Source organism: Rhodoferax sp. LB1P47, assembly GCF_056521445.1.
This window is the reverse complement of the sequence record NZ_JBWMAU010000002.1, coordinates 278,731-299,401: the sequence shown is the minus strand read 5'-3', so window position 1 is coordinate 299,401 and position 20,671 is coordinate 278,731. Positions and strand designations below refer to the sequence as shown.

Genomic DNA, 20,671 nt, shown 5'->3' with positions numbered 1-20,671 from the left:
CGGTATTCCATAGGGTTAAGGAATATGCAGTGTGCGAGCGGGGGTGGGTGTTGATCTGTGCGGTATCCCGCTTAAGGGGCGTAAATTAAGATTTTTAGCCATTTAGGCCGCTAGCGCATATACCACCTGCGCTAGTAGCTATTATTTAAGTAGCGGAATGCTGCCGGTGCAACAGATGCTTGCGCAGCCACAGCAGGGCATCGTCCACATAGGTAAATACCACCGGAATCACCAGCAAACTCAGCACCGTGGAGGTGACCAGCCCGCCGATCACCACAATCGCCATCGGCCCGCGAAAGCTCGAATCCGTGCCCCAGCCCAGCGCGATGGGCAGCATGCCGGCCACCATCGCAATGGTGGTCATCAGGATGGGCTGGGCGCGTTTGTGGCAGGCATCGACCAGTGCTTCATAGCGGCCCATGCCCTGTTGGTGGTAGGCCACCACCGCGTATTCCACCAGCAGGATGGAGTTTTTGGTGACGATGCCCATCAGCATCAGCAGGCCGATGACCGACGACATCGAGAAGCCGCTGCCCGTAATCAGCAGCGCCATCAGTGCGCCGCCAATCGACAAGGGCAGGGCCGCCAGGATGGTGGCGGGCTGCATGAAGTCGTGGAACAGCAGCACCAGCACCGCGTAGATGCACAAAATGCCGACCAGCATGGCTCCGCCAAAGCTGGTGAACAGCTCGGCCATGCGCTGCGCGTCGCCGGTGGCGATTTGCTGCACGCCCGCAGGCAGGTTTTTCATGCTGGGCAGGGCCTGCACCAGCTTGTCTGCATCCCCGGTGGTCAGGCTGCCCAGCTCGATGCTGAGGGTGACGTTGCGCAGGCGGTCCAGCCGGGCCACTTGCGAGGGGCCACCGCCCAGCGACAGATCGGCCACCGCCGCCAACGGCACGGCCCCGCTGCGGCCCGCCACGCGCAGCTGGCCAATGGCCTCCAGGTCGGAGCGCACGCTGTCGTCAAAGCGCACGCGGATAGCAATTTGCCGCTGCGGCAGGTTGAACTTGGCCAGGTTGGTGGCGTAGTCGCCATAGGTGGCGATGCGCACCACGCTGGCCAGCGCGTCGGTGGTCACGCCCTGCTCGGCCATGCGCACCGGGTCGGGCCGCACATGGATTTCGGGCCGTTGCAGGCTGGAGCTGTCGGTGATGTTGCCAATGCCTTGCAGGGTGCGCAGGTCTTTGACCACGGCGGCCGTGGCCTGGGTCAGGGCGGCTGCGTCGTCGCTGGCCAGGGTGATGTCCAGCGACTGGCCGTTGCCCATGCCCATCACGCCCACACGGGTGCCGGGCAGCGCGCCCAGGCTGTGGCGGATGGCGGCTTCCACGTCAGACTGCGAGCGCACCCGGGTGGTGCGCGGTGTCAGGCTGACGGTGAGCGCGGCCTCGTCCACCGCGCTGCTGCTGGCATCGCTGCTGGCGCTGCCAATCACCGTAAACACCTGCGTGACCTCGGGCAGCTGGGCGATCAGGGCCTGGGCCTGGGTGGACATGGCGCGGGTTTGCTCCAGCGTGCTACCGGGCGGGAGCTTCAGCGAAATGGTGGTTTGCCCGTTGTCCGAGCCGCCAATGAACGAGGTGGACAGCAGCGGGATCAGGCTGATCGAGCCGATAAAAAACAGCCCCGCCAGCAGCACCGTGCTGAAGCGGTGGGTTTGGCACCAGCGCACCAGGGCCAGGTAGCGTTGCATCAGCGGGCCGTCTTTTTCCACATGCGGCGGGCTGGGCTTGAGGAGGTAGGCGGCCATCATCGGCGTAAGCAGCCGGGCCACCAGCAACGATGCCAGCACCGCCACCGAGCAGGTAATGCCAAACTGGCGAAAGAACTTGCCGGTGATGCCGCCCATGAAGGCGGTAGGCAAAAACACCGCCACCAGGGTGAAGGTGGTGGCCACCACGGCCAGGCCGATCTCGTCCGCCGCCTCCATTGCGGCCTGCTTCGGGGTTTTGCCCATGCGCAGGTGGCGCACGATGTTCTCTACCTCCACGATGGCATCGTCCACCAGCACCCCCACCACCAGCGACAGGCTCAGCAGGGTGATCAGGTTCAGCGAATAGCCCAGCAGGTGCATTGCGATGAAGGTCGGGAGGATGGACAGCGGCAGCGCCACGGCCGACACAAAGGTGGCCCGCCAGTCGCGCAGAAACAGCCACACCACAATCACGGCCAGCACCGCGCCCTCGTACAGCAGGTGCATCGAGCCGGTGTAGTTGTCTTGCGTGGGGCTGACGGTTTCAATCACCTCGGTCACCAGCACCTGCGGGTGGCTGGCGGCAAAGGTTTTTACTGCCGCGCGCACGGCGGCGGCCACCGATACCTCGCTGCTGCCGATCTGGCGCGTCACCTGGAAGCCGACCACCGGCTGGCCGTTCAGTGCGGCAAAGGCAAAGCGCTCTTCCGCCGTGTCGCGTACGGTGGCGATCTGGTCCAGGCGTACGCTGGTGGATGTTGATGTGGTTGCAGTCGCCGTGGTGAGTGGAATCGCCAGTGCCGCCAGTTGCTCTGGCTGGTCCAGCCGCCCCAGCGTGCGCACCGACTGGTTGCTGCCGCCCAGTGTGCCGCGCCCGCCCGAGGCATCGGTCTGCACCGCCTTGATCTGGCTGGACACGCTGCCTGCCGTTACGCCCAGCCCGGCCATGCGGGCGGCATCCAGCACCACATGCAGCTCGCGCTCCACGCCGCCCACGCGGGTGATGGCACCCACGCCCTTGACCGACAGCAGGGCCTTGCTGATGTCGTTGTCCACAAACCAGGACAGGTCGGCCTCGCCCAGGTGCGGCGCGGCCACGGTGTAGGTCAGCAGCGCGGCGCTGCCGTGGGTGACCTTGGAGACCACCGGTGCGGCCATTTCGCTGGGCAGGTCGGCGCGGGCGCTGTCCACCGCGTTGCGCACCTCGTTGAGCGCCACCTCGCTGTCTTTGTCGATGTCAAAGCTGACGCTGATGCTGGCCGCGCCATCGGTGATGGTGGTGCTGACGTGCTCCACCCCGGCGATAGAGGCCAGCTTGTCTTCGATCTTGCGGGCCACCTCGGTCTCCAGCTGCGCGGGGGCTGCGCCTTCCAGCGAGGCAGACACCAAAATGGTCGGCACATCCAGGTCGGGAAAATTCTGGATGCCCAGCTTGTGCAGGCTGAACAGCCCGGCCCCGGTGAGGATGATGAACAGCAGAATTGCCGGCACCGGGTTGCGTATCGACCAGCTCGACATGTTCATGGGGTGGCTCCCTTGGCTGGCGCGTCGGCGGCCCACTGCACCGGGTCACCGTCTTTCAAAAATGCCCCACCGCTGCGCACCAGCTGGGCCTGTGCGGTGATGCCGCTGACGATTTCTACCTGGTCGCCCCGCCGCCGCCCGGTCTGCACCTGGCGCTGGGCCACCTTGGCCGCGCCGTCTTTTTCAAACACATAGCTGTTGCCGTCGCGCAGCACCACCGCGCTGCTGGGCACGCTGAGGGCCGGGGCCTGGCCGGTGTCGATCTCGCCGCGCACGTACATGCCCGCACTGGCTCCACTACCGACCGGCAGGTCCACATAGGCCAGGCCATTGCGGGTGCTGCTGTCCAGCGTGGGGCCTACCAAGCGCAGGCGGCCCGCCACCTGGCTGCCGTCGGGCAGGGTGATGTTTGCGGTCTGGCCGGGCTTGAGGGCGCTGATTTGCTGGCCGGTGACCTCGGCGCGCCACTCCACCCGGCGCTGGCGCACCAGTTGGAACAGCTCGGTGCCGGAGGCCACCACATTGCCCAGCGTGGCGCTGCGGCTGGAGATGATGCCGTCGTCCACCGCCAGGATGCGGGTGTGGCTGAACTTGATGCGCTGCGTTTGCATGCTGGCCAAGGCCGCATCCAGGCTGGCCTGGGCGGTTTGCTCGGCAATCGCATACGCGGTAACTTGTTGCTCCGACAGGGCTCCGCTGTCTTGCACCACCCGGCTGCGGTCGGCCTCGGCCTTGGCCTGGGCCAGCTTGGCGCGGGCCTGGGCTACGGCGGCATCCTGCGCTTGCAGGTCGGCCAGGATGCTGCTGTCGGACAGCCGGGCCAGCAACTGGCCGCGCTTGACCACGCTGCCCACATCGACCAGCACCTCGGTCAGGCGCAGCCCGGCTTCTTCGCTGGCGATGCTGGCGGTTTGCCAGGCAAACAGGCCGCCTGAGACCTGCACGCTGCGGCCCCATGGGGCGGTTTGGGGCAGCACGGCGCTGACGGTCAGGCCCGCATTGGCGCTGGGGGCTGCACTGGCGGCGGGTGCGGTGCGCGACTTGGCCATCCACACGCCACCGGCCACCAGCAGCAGCACGGCGGCTGCGATCAGGCTGATTTTTGTTAATTTCATTTCGCGTCTTCCATAGATACCGACCAGCCGCCGCCCACGGCTTTGTACAAGGCAATGCCGTACAGCAGCTGGTCGCGCTGCACGGTGACAAGGGTTTGCTCGGCGGCAATCGCGTTGCGCCGGGCGACTTCCAGGTTCAATAGGCTGTCGCCACCGGCGCGCCAATGTGCCTCGACGGCCGTGGCGTAGCGGCGGTAGCCCTCGGCGCTGCGCTGCACATCGGCGCTGCGGCGCTCGGCGCTGGCCTGCCGCACCAGGCTTTGCTCCACCTCTTGCACGGCCGTGCGCACGGTTTGCTGGTAGCTGGCCAGCGCCAGGTCGTAGGCGGCCTGGGCGCTGTCTACCGCTGCCCGCTTGGCGCCACCGTTGAGCAGTGGCAGCGACAGGCTGGGGCCAAACGACCAGGGCGTGGTGTGGACCCCCGCCGTGCGGCTGCCAGACAGCGAGCCGATCAGCGACAGGCGCGGATAGCGGTCGGCCTCGGCCACGCCGATCTGGGCGCTGGCGGCGGCCAGGGCGCGCTCGGCCGACACCAGATCGGGCCGCTGGCTGAGCAGATCGACCGGCAGGCTGCCGACCTGGAAGCCGTTGGGTCTGGGCAATGCGGGTGCTTGGCTATCGAGCTGCTGGCGCAGCGCGGGCTCCGCCAGCCCGGTGAGCGCCACCAACGCTTTGACGGTCACATCGCACTCGGCCTGCTGGGCAATGGCCGTGGCCGATGCGCTGGCGGCGCTGGCATCGGCCAGGGCGGCATCGGCGCGGGCGGTGATGCCCGCTTGCAGGGCGCGCTGGGTGATGCGGGCGGTGGCCTGGCTAGAGCGGGCATCGGCCTGGCTGGCGGCCAGCGTCAACTGGCAGGCGCGGTAGGCAACAAAGTCGGTGGCTACTTCGGCGGCCAGCGAGACGCGGGCATCGTGCCAGTCGGCCTGGCGGGCTTGCAGCGTGGCGTTGGCCGACTCAGCGGAGCGGCGCACGCTGCCGAACAGGTCGATCTCCCAGCTGGCATCCAGCCCACCGGTGCTGGTGGTTTGGGCGCTGCCCAGGGTGTTGTTGCGGCTGGTCGTGGCCGAGCCACTCAGCTTGGGCTGGCCGGAGGCGCGCGCGGTGGTCACGCTGGCCCGGGCCGAGGCGATGTTGGCGCTGGCCTTGTGCAACGATGGGTTGCTGGCCTCGGCGGCTTGTAGCAGGGCGGTCAATGCCGGGTCGTTGAAGCGCTCCCACCAGGCCAGCAACTGGCCCGTGCTGCCCGCATGCGGTAGCGCGGCCTGCCACTGGCTGGGCAGGCTGAGTTGCTGCGGGTTGGGGGGGTGGTAGGCCGGGCCTACGCTGGTGCAGGCAGCAAGGGCGGCGCAGCACAGAATGCCCAGCGTGGCGCGACCGGATAGATAGGGCGGTGACAGCATGGTCGTTCGGGTGGCCGCAATGCAGGCCGGAATGTAAAGCCCGATATTACGTGGCCAATGTCAAGCATTCGTATCCTTTTGGTTGGGTAATAAATAGGCATCCTGCGCATACGTAATATGCGCAGGTAGCTATTATTTATGTAGCATTCAAAAGCGGTAGTTGGCAAACACCCCGAAGCTGTTTTGCGACTTCTTTTCGGTGATCGGGCTGGTCGCCGCGTCGCCGCGCAGGCTGGTGGCGCTGAAGCGTGCACCCAGGCCCCATTGCTGGGTGAGCTGGTAGTTGGCCCCCACGTTGAAGCTAACTTTGTTGAGCCCGGCTTTGGCGGTGTAGCTGGCCAGCCCGGAGGCAGCGCTTTGCGCAGCATCTATGCCGAAAAATGTTTGCGTGTATTTGGCATCGGCCCAGGTCAGGCTGGGGCCTGCGGTCAGCGTCAGTCGGTCCATCGGGCTGTACTTGCCCTCCAGGTCTACCGAGATGCGGGTGCCGTGGTTATTGCCGCCCAGGTCGGTCAGTACATTGCCGCCCACCTTCCACCAGCTGTCGCTGTAGCTGGCAAACACCGTGCCCAGTGCGGTGCCGTCGATGTCCCCTGTGCCGTTGAGGCGGGGGATGTCCTCGGTCTTGCGCGGTTTGTCCAGATTGAGGCCCAGGCCCACGCCGACGCGCAAGTGCGGGTCTTGCACCAGGTAGGCGCCCACGCCCGCCGGTACGCCCGCGCCGGGGACCGCGCCAATGAAGTAGCGGCCGTAGTGGGCGCTGAGCATCGGCAACACTGCGGTTTCGGTGCCACTGCTGCCAGGGTATTTGGAGTGGCTCATGAGGCCGAGGCCAGCAGAGAACTTCCAGCTGTCTGCGCCACCGGGGGCTTCTTGGGCCAGGGCGCTGGTGCAGAGGGTGGCGAGGGCCAGCAGGACGGTGTGGCGTGGGATGGCAGGAGTGCGCATGGGTCTTCTTTCAAGGGTTGATGGAGGATGGGGGGTGGCCGATATCCAGCCGAAACAGGCTGCCGCTGGGGGTGTCGCACAGGCGGAGCTGCCAGCCGTGGGCCAGGGCAATTTCTTGGCAAATCGACAGGCCCAGGCCGGCGCCCTGCGGCACCGCTCCCAGGCGTGGGCCGCGCCAGAAGCGCTCAAACAGGTGGGGCCGGTGCGCGGCTTTGACACCGGGGCCTGCGTCGCGCACGCTCAGCCCCAGGGGGTCGAGTGCCAGCGTGACCACATCCCCCGCAGCCGAGTGCTGGATGGCGTTTTCCAGCAGGTTTTTCAGCAGCGTAAACAGCGCGCTCTTGTCGCCTTGCCAATGCACCACCTGCGTGGGGCGTTGCAGGTCTAGCTGCACCTGGTGGCGGTCGGCCAGGCGGGACAAAAACCCCACGGCTTCTACCGCCACGTTCACAGGGGAAAAGCTGCCAATTTGGTAGTTATGGGCCTCGCTGACTTCGGCCAAATGCAGCAGCTGGTGCACCTGCCGGGCCATTACGTCGATGTCCATCAGCAGGGTGTCTTTGTCCGCCGTGCCGTCGATCTCTATCTGGCTGCGCATCAGGGTCAGCGGGGTTTTAAGCTCGTGCGCAGCGGCTGCCAGAAACTGCTGCTGCACCCGAAAACCCTGCTCCAGCCGCTGCAAAGCCTGGTTGAAGGCGCTGATCAGTGGCACCAGCTCGGTGGGCACGTGGGCGGTTGGCAAGCGGGCCGACAGGTTGCGGGGGTCGATGTGTGCGGCCGCCTCGGAGGTTTCGCGCAGCGGGCGCAGCAGGCTATTCAGGGCCAGCAGCATCAGCCCGATCAGCACCGGTATCGACACCAGCAGGGTCAACGTCAGGCTGCCGCCCACGGGCTTGCGGGCCGCCAACTGCGCCAGCGCAATGATGCGTTCGCTGGCTGCCGCCTGCAGGTAATAGGGCTGGCCGACCGGCGTGCCCTGCACCAACACCGTGGCCAGCTGCACCGCCATGCCGTTGACTTGCAGGTCGATGGCACCAACCTCGGGACGCCGGTGGTAATCGACGGGCAGTAACTGCTCATGGGGATGGACTCGCAGGGTCACCAGACCTTGCGCGTCCACTACCCGGAACTCGATGTCACGCGGAAATGCGCCGTACAGCCACAGCCACTTGCCGTGCAAGCTGATGCTGAGCGGCGTTCCGTCGGCAGCCTGTTCCACCCGGCCAGCGGCTTTGTACGCGGCATCTTGCAGCATGCGGTGTTGTGCCGTCCAGTCGTCTTGCCACACAAACAGCGCAAAGAAAAAGCCACCGAGCACCGTAGCAACTATGAGCACGCCGACTGCATAAGCGGCCAGTAGGCGGCCGCGCAGGCTGCGGAACCAGTTACCCCTCGACCAGCGCATAGCCATGCCCCCGCGTGTTGTGGATGCGCACGGCCGAGCCAATCGCCAGCAGCTTGCGGCGCAGCCGGTGCAGCGCTACGTCCAGCGCATTCGGGGTCACGGCTTCCGTCAGCCCCCAGGCGGCCAGCTCCAGGCTGCTGCGGCGCACGGTCTTGCCGCTGGCGCGCAGCAGGATCAGGACGATCTGCATCTCGGCCGGGGCCAGCGTAATGACCTCGTGGGCGCAGACCAGCATGCCGCCATCGGGCCGCACCTGGATATCGCCAAAGCGGTCGATGCTGTCCCGCCGCTGGGCCGGGCGGCGTGCCAGGGCGCGCACCCGGGCCACCAGTTCGGCCATCTCGAAGGGTTTGGTCAGGTAGTCGTCGGCACCCGACTCCAGGCCATCCACCCGGTCGTGCAACGCGTCGCGGGCGGTCAGCATCAGGCAGGGGGTGGATTGCTTGGCCGCACGCAGCCGCCGCACCAGGTCCAGGCCATCGCCGTCGGGCAGGCCCCGGTCAATCACCGCCACCTCGTAGTCGCCGTCGCGCAGGGCGGGCCAGGCCGATTCGATGCGGGGAAAGCTATCCACCAGAATGCCCACCTGCGCCAAGGCCTTGCAGACCAGCTGGCCCAGGCGTTCGTGGTCCTCAACAAGTGCAATACGGGCCATGCTGTCAGGCTGTAGGAAGGAGAAGAAAGGAGTGCATGCGGGCGATTGTGTGCAAGCCTCTCTTACGGGCGACTTTCTGGGCGAAATGTAGGGCGATGGGTGCCGTTGGCCGCCAGAAAGTCCACTACGCAGCCATGCATGCGCGGCTCAGGCCAGTACGACGGTGCAGCCCGCTTCTTGCAAGTCTGCCAACGCGGGAAGTGCGCGTGCGCGTTTGTCGGTGATGAGTTGGTAGATGCTGTTGACGGGGCAAAACCCCACCCGACTGCGTTGGCCGATTTTGGTGTAATCCGCCAGGATGACGGTGTGTCGCGCCTGGCTTGCCATCGCGCGGGCAACCTCGGCTTCGCTGGTCTCGTAGCTGCTGGCACCGTGGTCGGCGGTGATGCCAACCGGCGACAGCAGGGCCCAATCGACGCGCCAGCGCAGGATCTCGGCGACCGTGGCCGCGCCGTAGTTGGCGGCGATGCTGGCGGTGGGGGTGCCGCCCAGCACATGCACGCTGTGGCGCAGTTGTCCCTGGCTGTCGGGGATGCTGAGTTTCAAGGCCACATCGAATGAATTGGTGATGACCGTCAGGCCGCGCAACGAGGCCAGTTCTTCCGCCAGCAGCGACACCGTGCTGCCAGCATCAATGAACACCGTCTGGCCGGGCTGCAGCAATTTGGCCGCCACGCTGGCGATGGCGCGCTTCTCCTCGGGCTGGGCTTTGGTGCGCTCTTTGAGTGGTGCCTCAGGTGCGGGCTCTATGCATTTCACGCCACCGTAGATGCGGCGCAGCTCGCCCAGCGACTCCAGTACCGCCACATCGCGGCGGACGGTCTCGCGGGACACCTCCAGGTCGGTGGCAATGCGCTCGGTAGTGACTTGCTGGAAGTTGCTGAGCAGGGCGCGTATGCGCTGGTAGCGTTGGTCTGGAAGCATGGCAAAGCGTGGATAGGCATGTCATAACAAGCCTCTGGAAACAGAGAAACGGCCAACCCCGCAGAGGGGCGGGCCATTCTAGTGCGCGGAGGTAAACGCAGGTCAGAGGGGGATGACTAACTGGTCTGCTTGCGCGGGGCCGTACATCAACGGGTCGCTGATGGAGGGCTTGCCGGTTTCCAGCCGCCCGGCAAAGCGCCGGGTGTGGCCTTTCAGTGCGGGGACCGTGACCGTGAAGTCGTACCAGTAGCCGCTGCTCTTCAGCGCCCAGTGCAGCGCGCCCTCTTTGCCAGCTGCGACCGACACGATCTGTGGCGCACTGCCGAAATAGGCATTGGCCACCACGCTGAAACTACAGGCGGCCGCCCCTGTGTTGTAGAGCTTGAGCAGCAGGTCGCCATTGGCGATGTCGTAGCAGACCTGCACTTCGGGATTCGGCTGGTCGGCGGCGGCCAGGGCTTTGGCGTTGCCGGTGAAATGTCGGTGAAAGCCATTGGGGCCCAGCACCCACAGATCGTAGAGGCCGTTGTTGGTGGCCAAAGACCAGCTGTTTTTTAGCTGCTTGCCGGCCTCTACGGTGAAGCGCTTGGGCAGGGCATCCAGATTCAAGCGGTCGTACACATGGAAGACGGCGGCGGCTCGTCCGGTGTTCTCAAAACCCAGGCTTAGCTGTTGCGTGCCGGGTGTGCAGACTGCGGTCACGTGCAACTCGTACGGCAGTGCGCGCGAGGGGCGGGTCCCCTGTTCTTGCACCGGCAATGCGGGTGTGCCGGGTATCGGCGGTGTGGTTCTGCCGGGCAAGGCCGCAGCACGCTGGGCCAGGGCCGTGGTGCTGGGCAGGCTGCTGTAGAAGGCCGTGTTGTTGGGGTCGGCAAAGTTCAAGGTGCTGGTCAAATCGCCGCAGACCGCTCTGCGCCAGGCGGAAATGTTGGGCTCCATCACGCCAAAGCGGGTTTCCATGAAGCGGATCACCGAGGTGTGGTCGAACACCTCCGAATCGACCCAACCGCCCTTGCTCCAGGGCGACAGCACATACATGGGCACGCGCGGGCCCAGGCCGTAGGGGCGGTGCATCCATTGCTGTTGGCTGGGGCTGTCGTCGTAGCTTTGGATGTTGTTGTGGTGCTCGCCCACCATGCCGACGGTGGAGCCACCGGCCAGCACTGCGCTGGCAGCGTCGGAGCTCCAGGTCTCATACGACGGCACTGCGGGCGGTGGCACGTGGTCGAAGAAGCCGTCGTTTTCATCGAAGTTGATGAACAGCACGGTCTTGCTCCAGACATCGGGATTGGCGGTCAGTGCATCCAGCACCTGGGCGGTGTAGTCGGCACCTTGGACGGGGCTGGAGGGGCCGGGGTGCTCGGAGTCTGCGGCGGGCGCAACGATCCAGCTGATCTGCGGCAGCGTGCCGTTAAGCACGTCTTCCTTGAGCTTGTCCAGCTTGCGGGTGCTGATGCCGCGCTGGCGCAGTTGCTCCGAGTAGCCGGGTTTTTGGGTCCAGGCCGCACGGAAGACCTGGAAGCCGGCCAGGGAGTTGTCGGTGAAGTTGTCGTCCATGTCCTCATACACCTGCCAGGTGATGCCCGCAGCCTGCAAGCGCTCGGGGTAGGTGGTCCAGCTGTAGCCGCCGTCGCCCTTGTCTTCATCGAACCAGTCGTAGACGTTGGAGATGGCCGGGCCATTGTTCAGCTTCAGCGGGTCGTTGGTGCCGGTCCACAGAAACAAGCGGTTGGTGTTGGTGCCGGTCTGTGTGGAGCAATAGTAGGCATCGCAAATGGTGAAGGCGTTGGCCATTGCGTACTGGAACGGGATGTCGGTCTTGTCAAAGTAGCCCATCGAATGGTTGCGCTTGGCCGCAGTCCACTGGCCCATGCGGCCCAGATCCCAGGCTTGCTGCGCATCGGACCAGCTGTGGGGCGTGCCCTCAACCCGCATGTATTCAAAGTTCTGGGTGGTATTGAGGTGGAACGGCGCAATCCATGCCGGGCTGGCACCGGTGGTGGCATTCGGCTGGTACCACACGGTTTTGCCACTGACGCCATTGCGTGTGGCCACGGGAATGGGGAAGCGGTCGGCAAAGCCGCGCACGCCATTCAGCGCGCCAAAGTAATGGTCAAAGGAGCGGTTTTCTTGCGTCAGCACCACGATGTGTTCCACATCCTTGATGGTGCCGGTGGCATTGTTGGCCTGGATGGCCAGGGCTTTCTGGATGGCGGGCGGGAACATGGCCAGTGCAGCGCTGGAGCCTGCGGCGGTGGCAGCAGTGCGCAAAAAGGAGCGGCGATTGAGTGTCATGGTGTGGGGCGGTAAAGGGTGGGGTGGAGGGATGCGCCAGATCAGCGGGCGCAGCGCACGTCGCGGGCCTTGCCTTCGGAGCCGTTGTTGTTGTCATCGTCACCGCCGCAGGCGCTCAGCACCAGGCATAGCGCCAGTCCGCCCACGAGGACCTGGCCCCAGTGCCGCAGACGGGATGGACGGGGGGGTGTAGCGGGTGTTAGCGCCGCGATGGGGCGGTTTGCCCGGTGGGAAGGGTTTGCGTGCATGGTGGGTTCCAAAGTGGGGGTCAAAAAATTGCCTAACCCAGCCGCTGCCCGGTTAAGTCAGGTCATGCTATGTGCGCAAAGTTACGTTTGTGTGACTTTGTGGTTCTTGTTTTTGGGGCGCAAAAAAAGCCCTTTCTATGCGGCCATAGCAAGGGCTTTTTGCGGGCAGAGGTCTTTAAAATTTAAGGGAAAAAGGCCGCTAGCGTAATTCCTACCTGCACTAATAGCTATATTTTAGATAGCAATTACCCGATCAACTGCCCACCGTCATGGAAGGGATACGGGCCATCAAAGCGGCCGCTGGCCACCAGATGGCTGACGAGCGGGCCGTGGCTGCCCAGCGCATGCAGCGCGAAGCCGGGGGGCTCCAGGGTCCAGGCGGAGGCTGCGTCGGGGGCCAGGTCCAGGCACACCTGGTGGGCGGGCGAGGGCACCGTCATGGCGATGCTGCCGCCAAAACGCACCTGGATGCTGCGGTGCAGATGGCCACAAATAAGGCGTTCCACATTCGGGTGCCGGGCCACCAGCGCTTCCAGTTCTGCCGCACCGTGCAGCAGGCCGATGCGGTCCATGTGGCCGATCAGCGTGGCAAACGGGGGGTGGTGCATGGCGATGACCACCGGGCGGTGGTGGTGCTGGTCCAGCGTGTCGGCCAGCCACTGGAGGCGCTCGGCACACAGGCTGCCGTGGCTGGCACCGGGCACCACGGTGTCGAGCGCGACCAGTTGCATCCCGCCGATGGCCACGCTGAACTGCACAAAGCCGCTGCTACCCAAATAGGTGTGCTCGGCAAAGCTGGCGCGCAGCTGTTCGCGGTCATCGTGGTTACCGGGCATCAGGTAGACCGGCATGGTCAGCGGTGCCAGTAGAGCGTGCAGATGGGCGTACTCGGCAGCGCGGCCGAAGTCGGTCAGGTCGCCGGTAATGACGACCGCATCGGGCTGCTGCGGCAAACGCAGAAGGGTGTCTATCGCCTGTTGCAGGTACGGGCTGGTGTCGAGTCGGCCGTAGGCCAGGCGGCCGGGTTCGCGGATGTGCAGGTCGGAGAGTTGGAGTAGCAGAGTCGTCATACCGTTTCTTCGCAAGACATCAGGTGTTCGGGGGCGATGCGGATGCCCACCGTGTCGCCCACTTGGGCGGGGTGGTCGCGGTCTACTTCGGCGTGGAGCGGGGCTTGGTCGGCCAGCGCCAGAGTGAGCTGCACGCGGTGGCCCAGAAAGCTGCGCCGCTGCACCACGGCCTGGCCTGCATCGGGTTGCACCGGGCCGATGTGGATGTCTTCCGGGCGTACCAGTAGCGTGCCTTGGCCCGCGCGGGCAGGCGGGCATTCCAGCAGCAGACCGCCCAGTGGCAGCTGGTTGCGCATCAGCGGCTGGATGCCGCGTTGCAGCGTATTCACCCGGCCTAAAAAAGTAGCCACAAACGGATGGCCGGGGCGGCGGTACAGCGTCTCGCCGTCGCCTATTTGCACGATGCGGCCGGCCTGCATGACCGCCAGGCGGTCGGCAATCGCCAGCGCTTCTTGCTGGTCGTGGGTGACGTGGATGGCGGTGATGTGCAGGCGGCGCAGCAGCTCGGCCAGCTCGTCGCACAGCGATTCTTTCAGCTTGGCATCCAGCGCGGTCAGCGGCTCGTCGAGCAGCAGCACACGCGGGCGCACCGCCACCGCGCGGGCCAGGGCCACGCGCTGGCGCTGGCCGCCGGAGAGCTCGGCCGGGCGCTTGTGCTCCAGGCCGTTCAGGCGCACCAGATCGACCAGCTCGCCGACAGTTTTGCGCTGTTCGGCTAACGGCACGCCCCGGATGCGCAGGCCGTAGCCGATGTTGGCCACCACCGACATCTGCGGAAACAGCGCGTAGTGCTGGAACACCATGCCGATGCCGCGCCGCTCGATGGGCAGTGCCGTCACGTCCTCACCGCCGAACCGGATGCAGCTGCCCGCGTCCGGCGTTTCCAGCCCGGCGATCAGGCGCAGCAAGGTGGTTTTGCCGCAGCCCGAGGGGCCCAGCAGGGCCAGCACCTCGCCGGGTTCGACCACCAGCGTGGTGGGCAGCAGGCCGCGCGTGCCGTCGGCATAGGTTTTAGCGCAGTCGATTACATCGACGCGCGTGCGTTCAAGTTCCATTGCGTTTTTCCATGAAATGTCCGAGCCACTGCAAGCCCCATAGCACGGGCAGGATGACCAGTAAAAAAACCAGCGTGTAGGCCGAGCCGATCTCGATGCGCATCGACGCGTAGCTGTCCGCCAGGCCCACCGGCAAGGTGCGCGTCAGCGGCGTGTGCAGCATCCAGGTCAGGTTGAATTCGCCCACCGATAGGGTGAAGACCATCAGGCTGCCTGCCACGATGGCGGGCAGCACGGCAGGCACCAGTACGCCCATGAAGCGCTGAGAAAAACTGGCGCCCAGCGAGCGCGCGGCTTCCTCCAGCGCCAGCAGTTCGGGGCGCCGAAACGCGGCCCCCACGGTGCGCACCATGAACGGCAGGGTGAACACCAGATGCCCGACCAAAATGAAGGCAAAGCTTTGCCGAAAACTGCGCAACTGCCCGTAGGCCAGGATCAACGCCAGCGCGGTCGCCAGGCCGGGCACGGCCACCGGCAGGGTCAGCAGCTCTTCAAACAGTCTGGCCCAGCGCGACCGGCTGCGTGCCAGTGCATAGGCGCAGGGCACGCCCAGCAGCAGGCTGCCCACCACGCACAGCAGGGCCAGCAGCAGCGAGGCGGCCACCGTGCTGCCGTAGACCTCCAGCACCTCGGCGATCCAGCGCAGCGTCAATCCGCTGGCCAGGCCGGTGCTGTAGTTGTTGACCAGCCCGGCCAGCACCGACAGGGCGATGGGCGCGAGCATGAAGACGCTGACCAGCGCCGTCAGCGCCAGCAGCAAGGGTGGGGGGTGTCGGGGGGGTAGGGAGTGGGCCATAGGTTCAGTGCCGGGTGGAGGTATGGCGGGTCAGGAACAGGCTTAACCAGGTGATCAGGCCTAGCGTGATCGACAGGCTGGCGGCCAGCGCGAAGTTGGCGTAGTTGGTGAATTCGTTGTAGAGCGTGATGGGCAGCACTTCAAATTTGCTGGCCAGCGTGAAGGCCGTGCCAAAGGCCCCCATAGAGGTTGCAAAAACAATAGCGCCACACGCAAGCGTAGTCTGCGCTAGCTCAGGAATCCATACATCTTTGGCGACTTGCCAGCGGGACGCGCCCAGCGAACGGGCGGCCTCTTCCAGCTGGGCATCCATCGCGCTGGCGGCAGCGGTGTAGCTGGCAATGGCGCGTGGCAGCGAGAAGTACAGGTAGCCCAGGAACAAGCCCGTCAGCCCGTAGGCAAACGTGCTGCGGCCCAGGCCCAGCCACTCGGTCAGGTCGGCCACCAGGCCCTGGCGGCCCCCCAGCAGGATGATGAAAAAACCGATGATCACGCCGGGAAACGACAACGGTAGGGTCAGCAGCGACAGCAGCAGCGGCTTGGCCCTAAAGCGCAGCCGCGCCAGCGTGATCCCGACCAGACCGCCGAGCACCAGGGTCGCCAGCGTCACCACCAGCGACAAGCCCAGCGTGTTGAGCAGGCTGCGCAGGTAGCGGCTGTCCAGCAGTACCGCGAAATAGGTGGTCCAGCCTTTTTCGGCCGGCAGGGCCAACAGGCGCACCACCGGCAGCAGCCAAAAGGCCGCGAAAAAAGCCACAGCGGGTGCCGCGCAGGCGCCCAGCAGGCGGGAGTGGGAAGACATGCGGGGCACCTTTATGCAGACTCTGTGCAGATTTACTGCGCTTCTTTCAGGTAACGGTCGGAAAAGGCTTTTTGCACTGCGGCCATCTTGCCGTAGTCCACGGTTTTGGCGCGGGCATATTCGCTGGCGGGCAGGAAGCGGGCCTGGATGTCCTTCGGCATGGCCGTGGCACGCACCGGGCGCAGATAGGCATTGGCCCACAGCGCCTGGCCTTCGTCGGACAGCACGAAGTCCAGCACCTTGTGGGCGTTGTCGGCATGCGGCGCGTTGGCCACCTGGCCCATCACGTAGGGCACCACCAGCGTGCCCTCGGTGGGAATGACGAACTGCACGTTGGCTTTGTCCTTGTACTTGGCGCGGTAGGCGTTGAAGTCGTAGTCCAGCAGGATGGCGATCTCCCCCGACAGCACGCGGGCATAGGCGGTTTGCTTGGGCACGATGGGCTCGTTCTTTTGCAGCGCCTTGAAGTAGTCGATGCCGGGCGTGAAGTTGTCCAGCGTGCCGCCGCGCGCCTGGTTGACTGCCACCGCCCCCACGTAGCCGACGAAGGCCGAGGCCGGGTCCAGGTAGCCGATCAGGCCCTTGTAGTCGGGCTTGAGCAGGTCGGCCCAAGACTGCGGTACCGGTTTGCCCTTGAGGGCATCCACATTCACCATGAAGCCCAGGGTGCCGGAATGGATGCTGAACCAGTGGCCTTGCGGGTCTTTCAGCCCGTCGGGAATATCGGCCCAACCGGCCGGTTTGTAGGGGCTGATGACTCCTTCTTTTTGCGCCTGGATGGCGAAGGTCACGCCCAGGTAGGTTACGTCGGCCACCGGACTGGCCTTCTCGGCCACCAGCTGCGCCAGCGACTGGCCGGAGTTCTTGTTGTCCGGCGGCACGGTGATGCCGGTTTTGGCCTTGATGGCCTTGAGCTGGCTGGCCCAGTCGGCCCATTCGGGCGGGCAGTTGTAGCAGATGGCGTTTTGCGCCATAGCGCTGGCTCCGGCGGCAAGGCCGAGTGCCAGCAGGGCGGTACGGGCGAGGTTTTGCAAAGGTTTGCGCATAAAAACTCCGTGGGTGAAAGGATGGATGGGGCGGTAGCTTCTTGTTATGAATGGGGGACCGGCGCGCAGGATTCGCCCGCGCGAAAACCGTAGGCCAGCAAGCGGCTGGCGCTGGGCGGCACGGGGCTGCCGGTGTGCATAGCGGCTACCAGCAGCTCTACGCCGCAGCGCCCGATATCGGCATTCGGCTGGCTGATGGTGCTGAGCACCGGGGTCAGGTCTTCGCCCAGGGCGATGCCGTCAAAGCCGGTGATGCTGATGTCCTGCGGCACCCGCAGGCCCGCCAAGTGTGCGGCGCGGATACTGCGAATCGCCAACAGGTCGTTGGAGCACACCAGTGCCGTGGGGCGCGGGTGCAGCTCTAGCAGGCTGCGGATGGTTTGCACGGCGGTTTGCATGAAGGGCACCTCTAGCCACTGCGAGCCGTCCAGCCCCTGCGCTTGCATGCCCGCACAAAAGCCCCGGTAGCGCTGCTGGGCCCGGTCGGAGGCGGCCAACTGCCCACTGATGAGGCAGATGCGCTGGTGGCCCAGGGCGGCCAACCGTGCCACCAGCTCCTGTACGGCCTGCGCGTTGTCTACCGACACACAGGGGTGGGCGGCGTGCCGGTTATAGGCCAGCACATAGGGCAGGCCCGCGCTGCGCAGGCGCTCCAGTGCGCTGGAGGTGCCGGGGTTGGACACCACCAGCACCATGCCGTCCACATTGCTGGCCAGCAGTTGGTTGACGGCCCGTTCTTCCTGCTCCAGCGCGTAGTCGGTGGTGATCGGCAAGATGGCGTAGCCCGCTGCGCTGGCGGCTTTGGCAATGCCGTCCAGGCACTCGGCAAACACCGGGTTCAGCAGGGTGGGCAGCACCACACCGATCACCCGGCTGCGCTGGGTCCGCAGGCTGCGGGCGCTGGCATTGGGCAGGTAGCCCAGCGCCTGGCTGATGTGGAGCACCCGTTCGCGGGTGGCGGCATGCACCTTGTGGGGCAGGTTGAAAACCCGCGACACGGTGGCCATCGATACCCCGGCTTGCAGTGCTACGTCTTTGATACTCACAAAATCATCCCGAGTGAAAACGATTTCATTGGACAAAGAAAACGTGACGCAGTGATGACAGGCGCAGCGGCGTAAATCCGGTGAAAGTGCGGGGCAAAAAAAAAGCCCGCGTCAGCGGGCTTGCGGGGCGCGGGCGGGGCTTACTTACCCCGTTTGACCCGCAGCAGCTCGTCCAGAATCAGGCTGATGGCGCCGATGGTGATGGCCGCATCGGCCAGGTTGAAGGCCGCAAAGTGCATGCCACGCCAATGGAAGTCCAAAAAGTCCACCACGTAGCCGTGCAGCAGCCGGTCCACCACGTTGCCAATCGCCCCGCCCAGAATGCAGGCCATGGCGAACGAGAACAGTTTTTGCCCGGGGTGCGAGCGCAACATGTAGACGATGAACACCGCCGCCGCAATGCCAATGCCGGTAAAGAACCAGCGCTGCCAGCCGCCCGCGCCCGCCAAAAACGAGAACGCCGCGCCGGTGTTGTGGGCCCGCACAATGTTGAAGAAGCTGGTCACATAGGTGCTGTCGCCCAGGTGGTAGTAGCCCATGATCAGCACTTTGGTGAACTGGTCGGCTATCAAAATAATGAGCGCCAGGCCCAGCCAGGGGAGCAGGCTGGGGCTGGATCTGCCGAAAGTGGATTTGCTTTTGGCCATGCTTAATGTCCCAACAACGTGTGCCATTGGGCGGGGTCTTGTGAGGTGTGAAAGACGCTGTAGACCACCAGGGTGGTGTCTTCCAGCGCATAAAAAATTTCAAATGGAAAGTGGGGGATGCCGACACGCCTGAAAGGGTCAATGGCCAGTTTGAACTGTCGTGGATTGCGCTGCACCCGCTCCAAAATGTGCGCTGTGGCTTGCTTGAAGCGCAGCCCCAAGGCGGGCTGGATGGTTACGTACCAATCCAGTGCTGCATCAAACTGCTGTTGCGCGGTGGCGGTGAACTGGAGTCCATGCATCCTAGCTCTGGTCCCAGCCGTATTTCTGGGCCATGCCTTGTTGCATGGCATCCCAGCTAACTGCCGTTTCAGGTTGGGCCAGATACTGCGCACGGCTGGCGTGCAAAGCTTCTATTTTCCAGGCGGGCAGTGGCGTAGGGGCTTCGGTTTGCAAGCTGTCCCAGAGCTGGCCAATCAAGGCATGGCGCTGGTCGGCAGGCAGTGTCAACAGGGGGGCCAGCAGGGCGCTGGTGGCTTCTTCTATAGCGGTAGGGGTCATCGCAGCACTCCTATGATTGGCTTCATGCTATTTTGCGCTCTTGGCCCGCGTCGAGCAGGTTGCGGCACTCAATACGGCCTTAAAAAGACTTTGAACACGTTCTTAAACACCTGCTCCACACAGCGTTAGCAAGAGGCGGTGGTCACTTATGTAGGACCCGTTGATGATCGGTGTCCAATTCTTAACTGCCTCGTCTAATGTCTTTCGTTCACCTGGAAGTTTTTGGTTCCAGTACCCGGCAGCGTTCAATTCGCCACCTGAGCGCCCATTTCGCGCAGACAGCGCCCACCAAAAATACGCCGCATTCACGTCTGGGGCGGGCCCATTTCCCTCGATATACATCTGCGCAAGGGCATATTGCGCCTCTGAATTATCTTGGTTGGCCGCTAGTTGGTACCAGTGGAGTCCTTGTTCAGGGTCTTTGGGGACGCCCATGCCTTTCGTGAACAGCAGGCCCAGGTCTTTTTGTGCCACGGGGCTATCCATTTCCGCCGCCTTCAGCAGCCAGAAAAGGGCCTTCTCCATGCTAAAAGAAGCGCCGCGCCCGGACTCATATTTACGGCTGACATCCAGAATGGAGGAAGTAGTCCGGGTGAAATTCTGCTTTGCCCCCACGCGATACCACGCAAGCGCCTCTTGATCGTCGGCACTGACGCCGATACCCAAAGCAAGAATTTCGGCCAATTCAATCGCGGCTCTCGGATGTCCTTGCGTAGCAGCTTTTCTCAACCATTCGACTGCCAACTTCTCATCGCGCTGGCCATAGGGTGCATCAAAGTACATGCGGCCTAGTGTGTACTGGGCGAGCGAACTGCCCTGCTCAGCATAGGGCACATACTCAAGGATGGAAGCCCGTCCGGCACGAACAGAGAGTGGACTAGTCGCTGTAGCAATTGCAGTGCGCCGTTGTTCGCCTTTAGATGCTGATTCAAACTTCCAACGCAATGCCTCAAAGCTGTCTTTCGGCACGCCAATGCCATCCGTGTACATAACGGCGAGACGGGACTGCGCTTCTGAATTTCCTCGCTCAGCAGCCATCAAAAGCCACTTACCAGCGGCAAAGGGGTCGCTCGGTACCCCTTTGCCGTCAAGGTGCAGCGTGCCAAGTAAAACCTGTGCCGATACGCTGCCCTGCTCGGCAGCGCGTTGCAACCAGTCAATGCCAGCCTTTACATCTGCCTGTGATACCTGCAATAGCCGCCTACCCACGACAAATTGCGCACTCCTATCCCCGTCGTTCGCCATTTGCAGCAACGCGTCCGGTGCTGGGCAGCTGGTCGGCGGCATAGTCGTCGCTGCTGCGTTTACTCCTAGGCAAGTAGTCGCAACTATGGCGATGATGAGCACGCGAATCTCTGGACGATTCACGCCGATAAATTTGAACCGCATTTTTCTATCTCCATGCATATCGCCATGACCTGTTTTGTCCATTCGG

19 protein-coding genes are annotated in these 20,671 nt (G+C 64.4%); all 19 read right to left on the bottom strand.

From position 1 onward, the window contains the following. Positions 1 to 145 precede the first annotated feature (145 nt). The 19 genes from AC0969_RS05285 to AC0969_RS05195 all read right to left on the bottom strand — a co-directional run bounded on the left by AC0969_RS05285 (position 146) and on the right by AC0969_RS05195 (position 20,667). Positions 146 to 3,220: an efflux RND transporter permease subunit gene (locus AC0969_RS05285; protein ID WP_479623089.1), complete on the bottom strand. Its 3,075-nt coding sequence runs from the start codon at positions 3,218 to 3,220 to the stop codon at positions 146 to 148. Further along, positions 3,217 to 4,335: an efflux RND transporter periplasmic adaptor subunit gene (locus AC0969_RS05280; protein WP_479623088.1), complete on the bottom strand. Its 1,119-nt coding sequence runs from the start codon at positions 4,333 to 4,335 to the stop codon at positions 3,217 to 3,219. Before AC0969_RS05280 ends, AC0969_RS05285 begins: the two co-directional genes overlap by 4 nt. Continuing rightward, positions 4,332 to 5,738 (bottom strand): efflux transporter outer membrane subunit, encoded by a 1,407-nt coding sequence (locus tag AC0969_RS05275; protein ID WP_479623087.1) that lies wholly within the window; start codon positions 5,736 to 5,738, stop codon positions 4,332 to 4,334. Before AC0969_RS05275 ends, AC0969_RS05280 begins: the two co-directional genes overlap by 4 nt. A gap of 147 nt (positions 5,739 to 5,885) precedes the next feature. After that, entirely contained in the window at positions 5,886 to 6,686 is an 801-nt protein-coding gene (locus AC0969_RS05270; protein WP_479623086.1) for a MipA/OmpV family protein, read from the bottom strand. 10 nt (positions 6,687 to 6,696) lie between these two features. Continuing rightward, positions 6,697 to 8,091, bottom strand: coding sequence for a sensor histidine kinase (locus AC0969_RS05265; protein WP_479623085.1), 1,395 nt, complete (start codon positions 8,089 to 8,091; stop codon positions 6,697 to 6,699). Then, the gene (locus AC0969_RS05260; protein ID WP_479623084.1) at positions 8,072 to 8,746 is read right to left on the bottom strand and encodes a response regulator transcription factor; all 675 of its coding nucleotides are present in this window, start codon (positions 8,744 to 8,746) and stop codon (positions 8,072 to 8,074) included. Before AC0969_RS05260 ends, AC0969_RS05265 begins: the two co-directional genes overlap by 20 nt. Positions 8,747 to 8,893: 147 nt before the next feature. Then, positions 8,894 to 9,670: a DeoR/GlpR family DNA-binding transcription regulator gene (locus AC0969_RS05255; RefSeq protein WP_479623083.1), complete on the bottom strand. Its 777-nt coding sequence runs from the start codon at positions 9,668 to 9,670 to the stop codon at positions 8,894 to 8,896. A 102-nt stretch (positions 9,671 to 9,772) separates the two neighbouring features. Beyond that, positions 9,773 to 11,965 (bottom strand): phosphocholine-specific phospholipase C, encoded by a 2,193-nt coding sequence (locus tag AC0969_RS05250; protein WP_479623082.1) that lies wholly within the window; start codon positions 11,963 to 11,965, stop codon positions 9,773 to 9,775. Positions 11,966 to 12,006: 41 nt separating this feature from the next. Continuing rightward, on the bottom strand, positions 12,007 to 12,213 hold the full coding sequence (locus tag AC0969_RS05245) for a hypothetical protein (protein WP_479623081.1): 207 nt from the start codon (positions 12,211 to 12,213) through the stop codon (positions 12,007 to 12,009). A gap of 245 nt (positions 12,214 to 12,458) precedes the next feature. Next, positions 12,459 to 13,283: a phosphodiesterase gene (locus tag AC0969_RS05240; RefSeq protein WP_479623080.1), complete on the bottom strand. Its 825-nt coding sequence runs from the start codon at positions 13,281 to 13,283 to the stop codon at positions 12,459 to 12,461. Beyond that, positions 13,280 to 14,338 carry an ABC transporter ATP-binding protein gene (locus AC0969_RS05235; RefSeq protein ID WP_479623079.1) on the bottom strand — a complete coding sequence of 353 codons (1,059 nt, stop codon included), beginning with the start codon at positions 14,336 to 14,338 and terminating at the stop codon, positions 13,280 to 13,282. The genes AC0969_RS05240 and AC0969_RS05235 overlap by 4 nt, the downstream gene beginning before the upstream one ends. Beyond that, a complete protein-coding gene (locus tag AC0969_RS05230) occupies positions 14,328 to 15,134 on the bottom strand; it encodes an ABC transporter permease (protein WP_479623078.1) in 807 nt (268 codons plus the stop codon). The genes AC0969_RS05235 and AC0969_RS05230 overlap by 11 nt, the downstream gene beginning before the upstream one ends. A gap of 4 nt (positions 15,135 to 15,138) precedes the next feature. Further along, entirely contained in the window at positions 15,139 to 15,936 is a 798-nt protein-coding gene (locus AC0969_RS05225) for an ABC transporter permease (protein WP_479623077.1), read from the bottom strand. Positions 15,937 to 15,968: 32 nt separating this feature from the next. Next, complete coding sequence (locus AC0969_RS05220) at positions 15,969 to 16,982, bottom strand: ABC transporter substrate-binding protein (protein ID WP_479623076.1); 1,014 nt, start codon at positions 16,980 to 16,982, stop codon at positions 15,969 to 15,971. A gap of 44 nt (positions 16,983 to 17,026) precedes the next feature. After that, the gene (locus AC0969_RS05215; RefSeq protein WP_479623075.1) at positions 17,027 to 18,028 is read right to left on the bottom strand and encodes a LacI family DNA-binding transcriptional regulator; all 1,002 of its coding nucleotides are present in this window, start codon (positions 18,026 to 18,028) and stop codon (positions 17,027 to 17,029) included. Positions 18,029 to 18,168: 140 nt separating this feature from the next. Next, positions 18,169 to 18,675, bottom strand: a complete 507-nt coding sequence (gene lspA / locus AC0969_RS05210; protein ID WP_479623074.1) for a signal peptidase II — start codon at positions 18,673 to 18,675, stop codon at positions 18,169 to 18,171. 2 nt (positions 18,676 to 18,677) lie between these two features. Next, complete coding sequence (locus AC0969_RS05205; RefSeq protein WP_479623073.1) at positions 18,678 to 18,977, bottom strand: type II toxin-antitoxin system RelE/ParE family toxin; 300 nt, start codon at positions 18,975 to 18,977, stop codon at positions 18,678 to 18,680. Position 18,978: 1 nt separating this feature from the next. Beyond that, positions 18,979 to 19,236 (bottom strand): addiction module protein, encoded by a 258-nt coding sequence (locus AC0969_RS05200; protein WP_479623072.1) that lies wholly within the window; start codon positions 19,234 to 19,236, stop codon positions 18,979 to 18,981. 102 nt (positions 19,237 to 19,338) lie between these two features. Next, positions 19,339 to 20,667 carry an SEL1-like repeat protein gene (locus AC0969_RS05195; protein ID WP_479623071.1) on the bottom strand — a complete coding sequence of 443 codons (1,329 nt, stop codon included), beginning with the start codon at positions 20,665 to 20,667 and terminating at the stop codon, positions 19,339 to 19,341. Positions 20,668 to 20,671 lie beyond the last annotated feature (4 nt).

What these genes read in the sequence shown, in the direction of transcription:
- AC0969_RS05285 (WP_479623089.1), bottom strand. Translation starts at nt 3,220, where the DNA reads ATGAACATGTCGAGCTGGTCGATACGCAACCCGGTGCCGGCAATTCTG.
- AC0969_RS05280 (WP_479623088.1), bottom strand. Translation starts at nt 4,335, where the DNA reads ATGAAATTAACAAAAATCAGCCTGATCGCAGCCGCCGTGCTGCTGCTG.
- AC0969_RS05275 (WP_479623087.1), bottom strand. Translation starts at nt 5,738, where the DNA reads ATGCTGTCACCGCCCTATCTATCCGGTCGCGCCACGCTGGGCATTCTG.
- AC0969_RS05270 (WP_479623086.1), bottom strand. Translation starts at nt 6,686, where the DNA reads ATGCGCACTCCTGCCATCCCACGCCACACCGTCCTGCTGGCCCTCGCC.
- AC0969_RS05265 (WP_479623085.1), bottom strand. Translation starts at nt 8,091, where the DNA reads ATGCGCTGGTCGAGGGGTAACTGGTTCCGCAGCCTGCGCGGCCGCCTA.
- AC0969_RS05260 (WP_479623084.1), bottom strand. Translation starts at nt 8,746, where the DNA reads ATGGCCCGTATTGCACTTGTTGAGGACCACGAACGCCTGGGCCAGCTG.
- AC0969_RS05255 (WP_479623083.1), bottom strand. Translation starts at nt 9,670, where the DNA reads ATGCTTCCAGACCAACGCTACCAGCGCATACGCGCCCTGCTCAGCAAC.
- AC0969_RS05250 (WP_479623082.1), bottom strand. Translation starts at nt 11,965, where the DNA reads ATGACACTCAATCGCCGCTCCTTTTTGCGCACTGCTGCCACCGCCGCA.
- AC0969_RS05245 (WP_479623081.1), bottom strand. Translation starts at nt 12,213, where the DNA reads ATGCACGCAAACCCTTCCCACCGGGCAAACCGCCCCATCGCGGCGCTA.
- AC0969_RS05240 (WP_479623080.1), bottom strand. Translation starts at nt 13,283, where the DNA reads ATGACGACTCTGCTACTCCAACTCTCCGACCTGCACATCCGCGAACCC.
- AC0969_RS05235 (WP_479623079.1), bottom strand. Translation starts at nt 14,338, where the DNA reads ATGGAACTTGAACGCACGCGCGTCGATGTAATCGACTGCGCTAAAACC.
- AC0969_RS05230 (WP_479623078.1), bottom strand. Translation starts at nt 15,134, where the DNA reads ATGGCCCACTCCCTACCCCCCCGACACCCCCCACCCTTGCTGCTGGCG.
- AC0969_RS05225 (WP_479623077.1), bottom strand. Translation starts at nt 15,936, where the DNA reads ATGTCTTCCCACTCCCGCCTGCTGGGCGCCTGCGCGGCACCCGCTGTG.
- AC0969_RS05220 (WP_479623076.1), bottom strand. Translation starts at nt 16,982, where the DNA reads ATGCGCAAACCTTTGCAAAACCTCGCCCGTACCGCCCTGCTGGCACTC.
- lspA (WP_479623074.1), bottom strand. Translation starts at nt 18,675, where the DNA reads ATGGCCAAAAGCAAATCCACTTTCGGCAGATCCAGCCCCAGCCTGCTC.
- AC0969_RS05205 (WP_479623073.1), bottom strand. Translation starts at nt 18,977, where the DNA reads ATGCATGGACTCCAGTTCACCGCCACCGCGCAACAGCAGTTTGATGCA.
- AC0969_RS05200 (WP_479623072.1), bottom strand. Translation starts at nt 19,236, where the DNA reads ATGACCCCTACCGCTATAGAAGAAGCCACCAGCGCCCTGCTGGCCCCC.
- AC0969_RS05195 (WP_479623071.1), bottom strand. Translation starts at nt 20,667, where the DNA reads ATGGACAAAACAGGTCATGGCGATATGCATGGAGATAGAAAAATGCGG.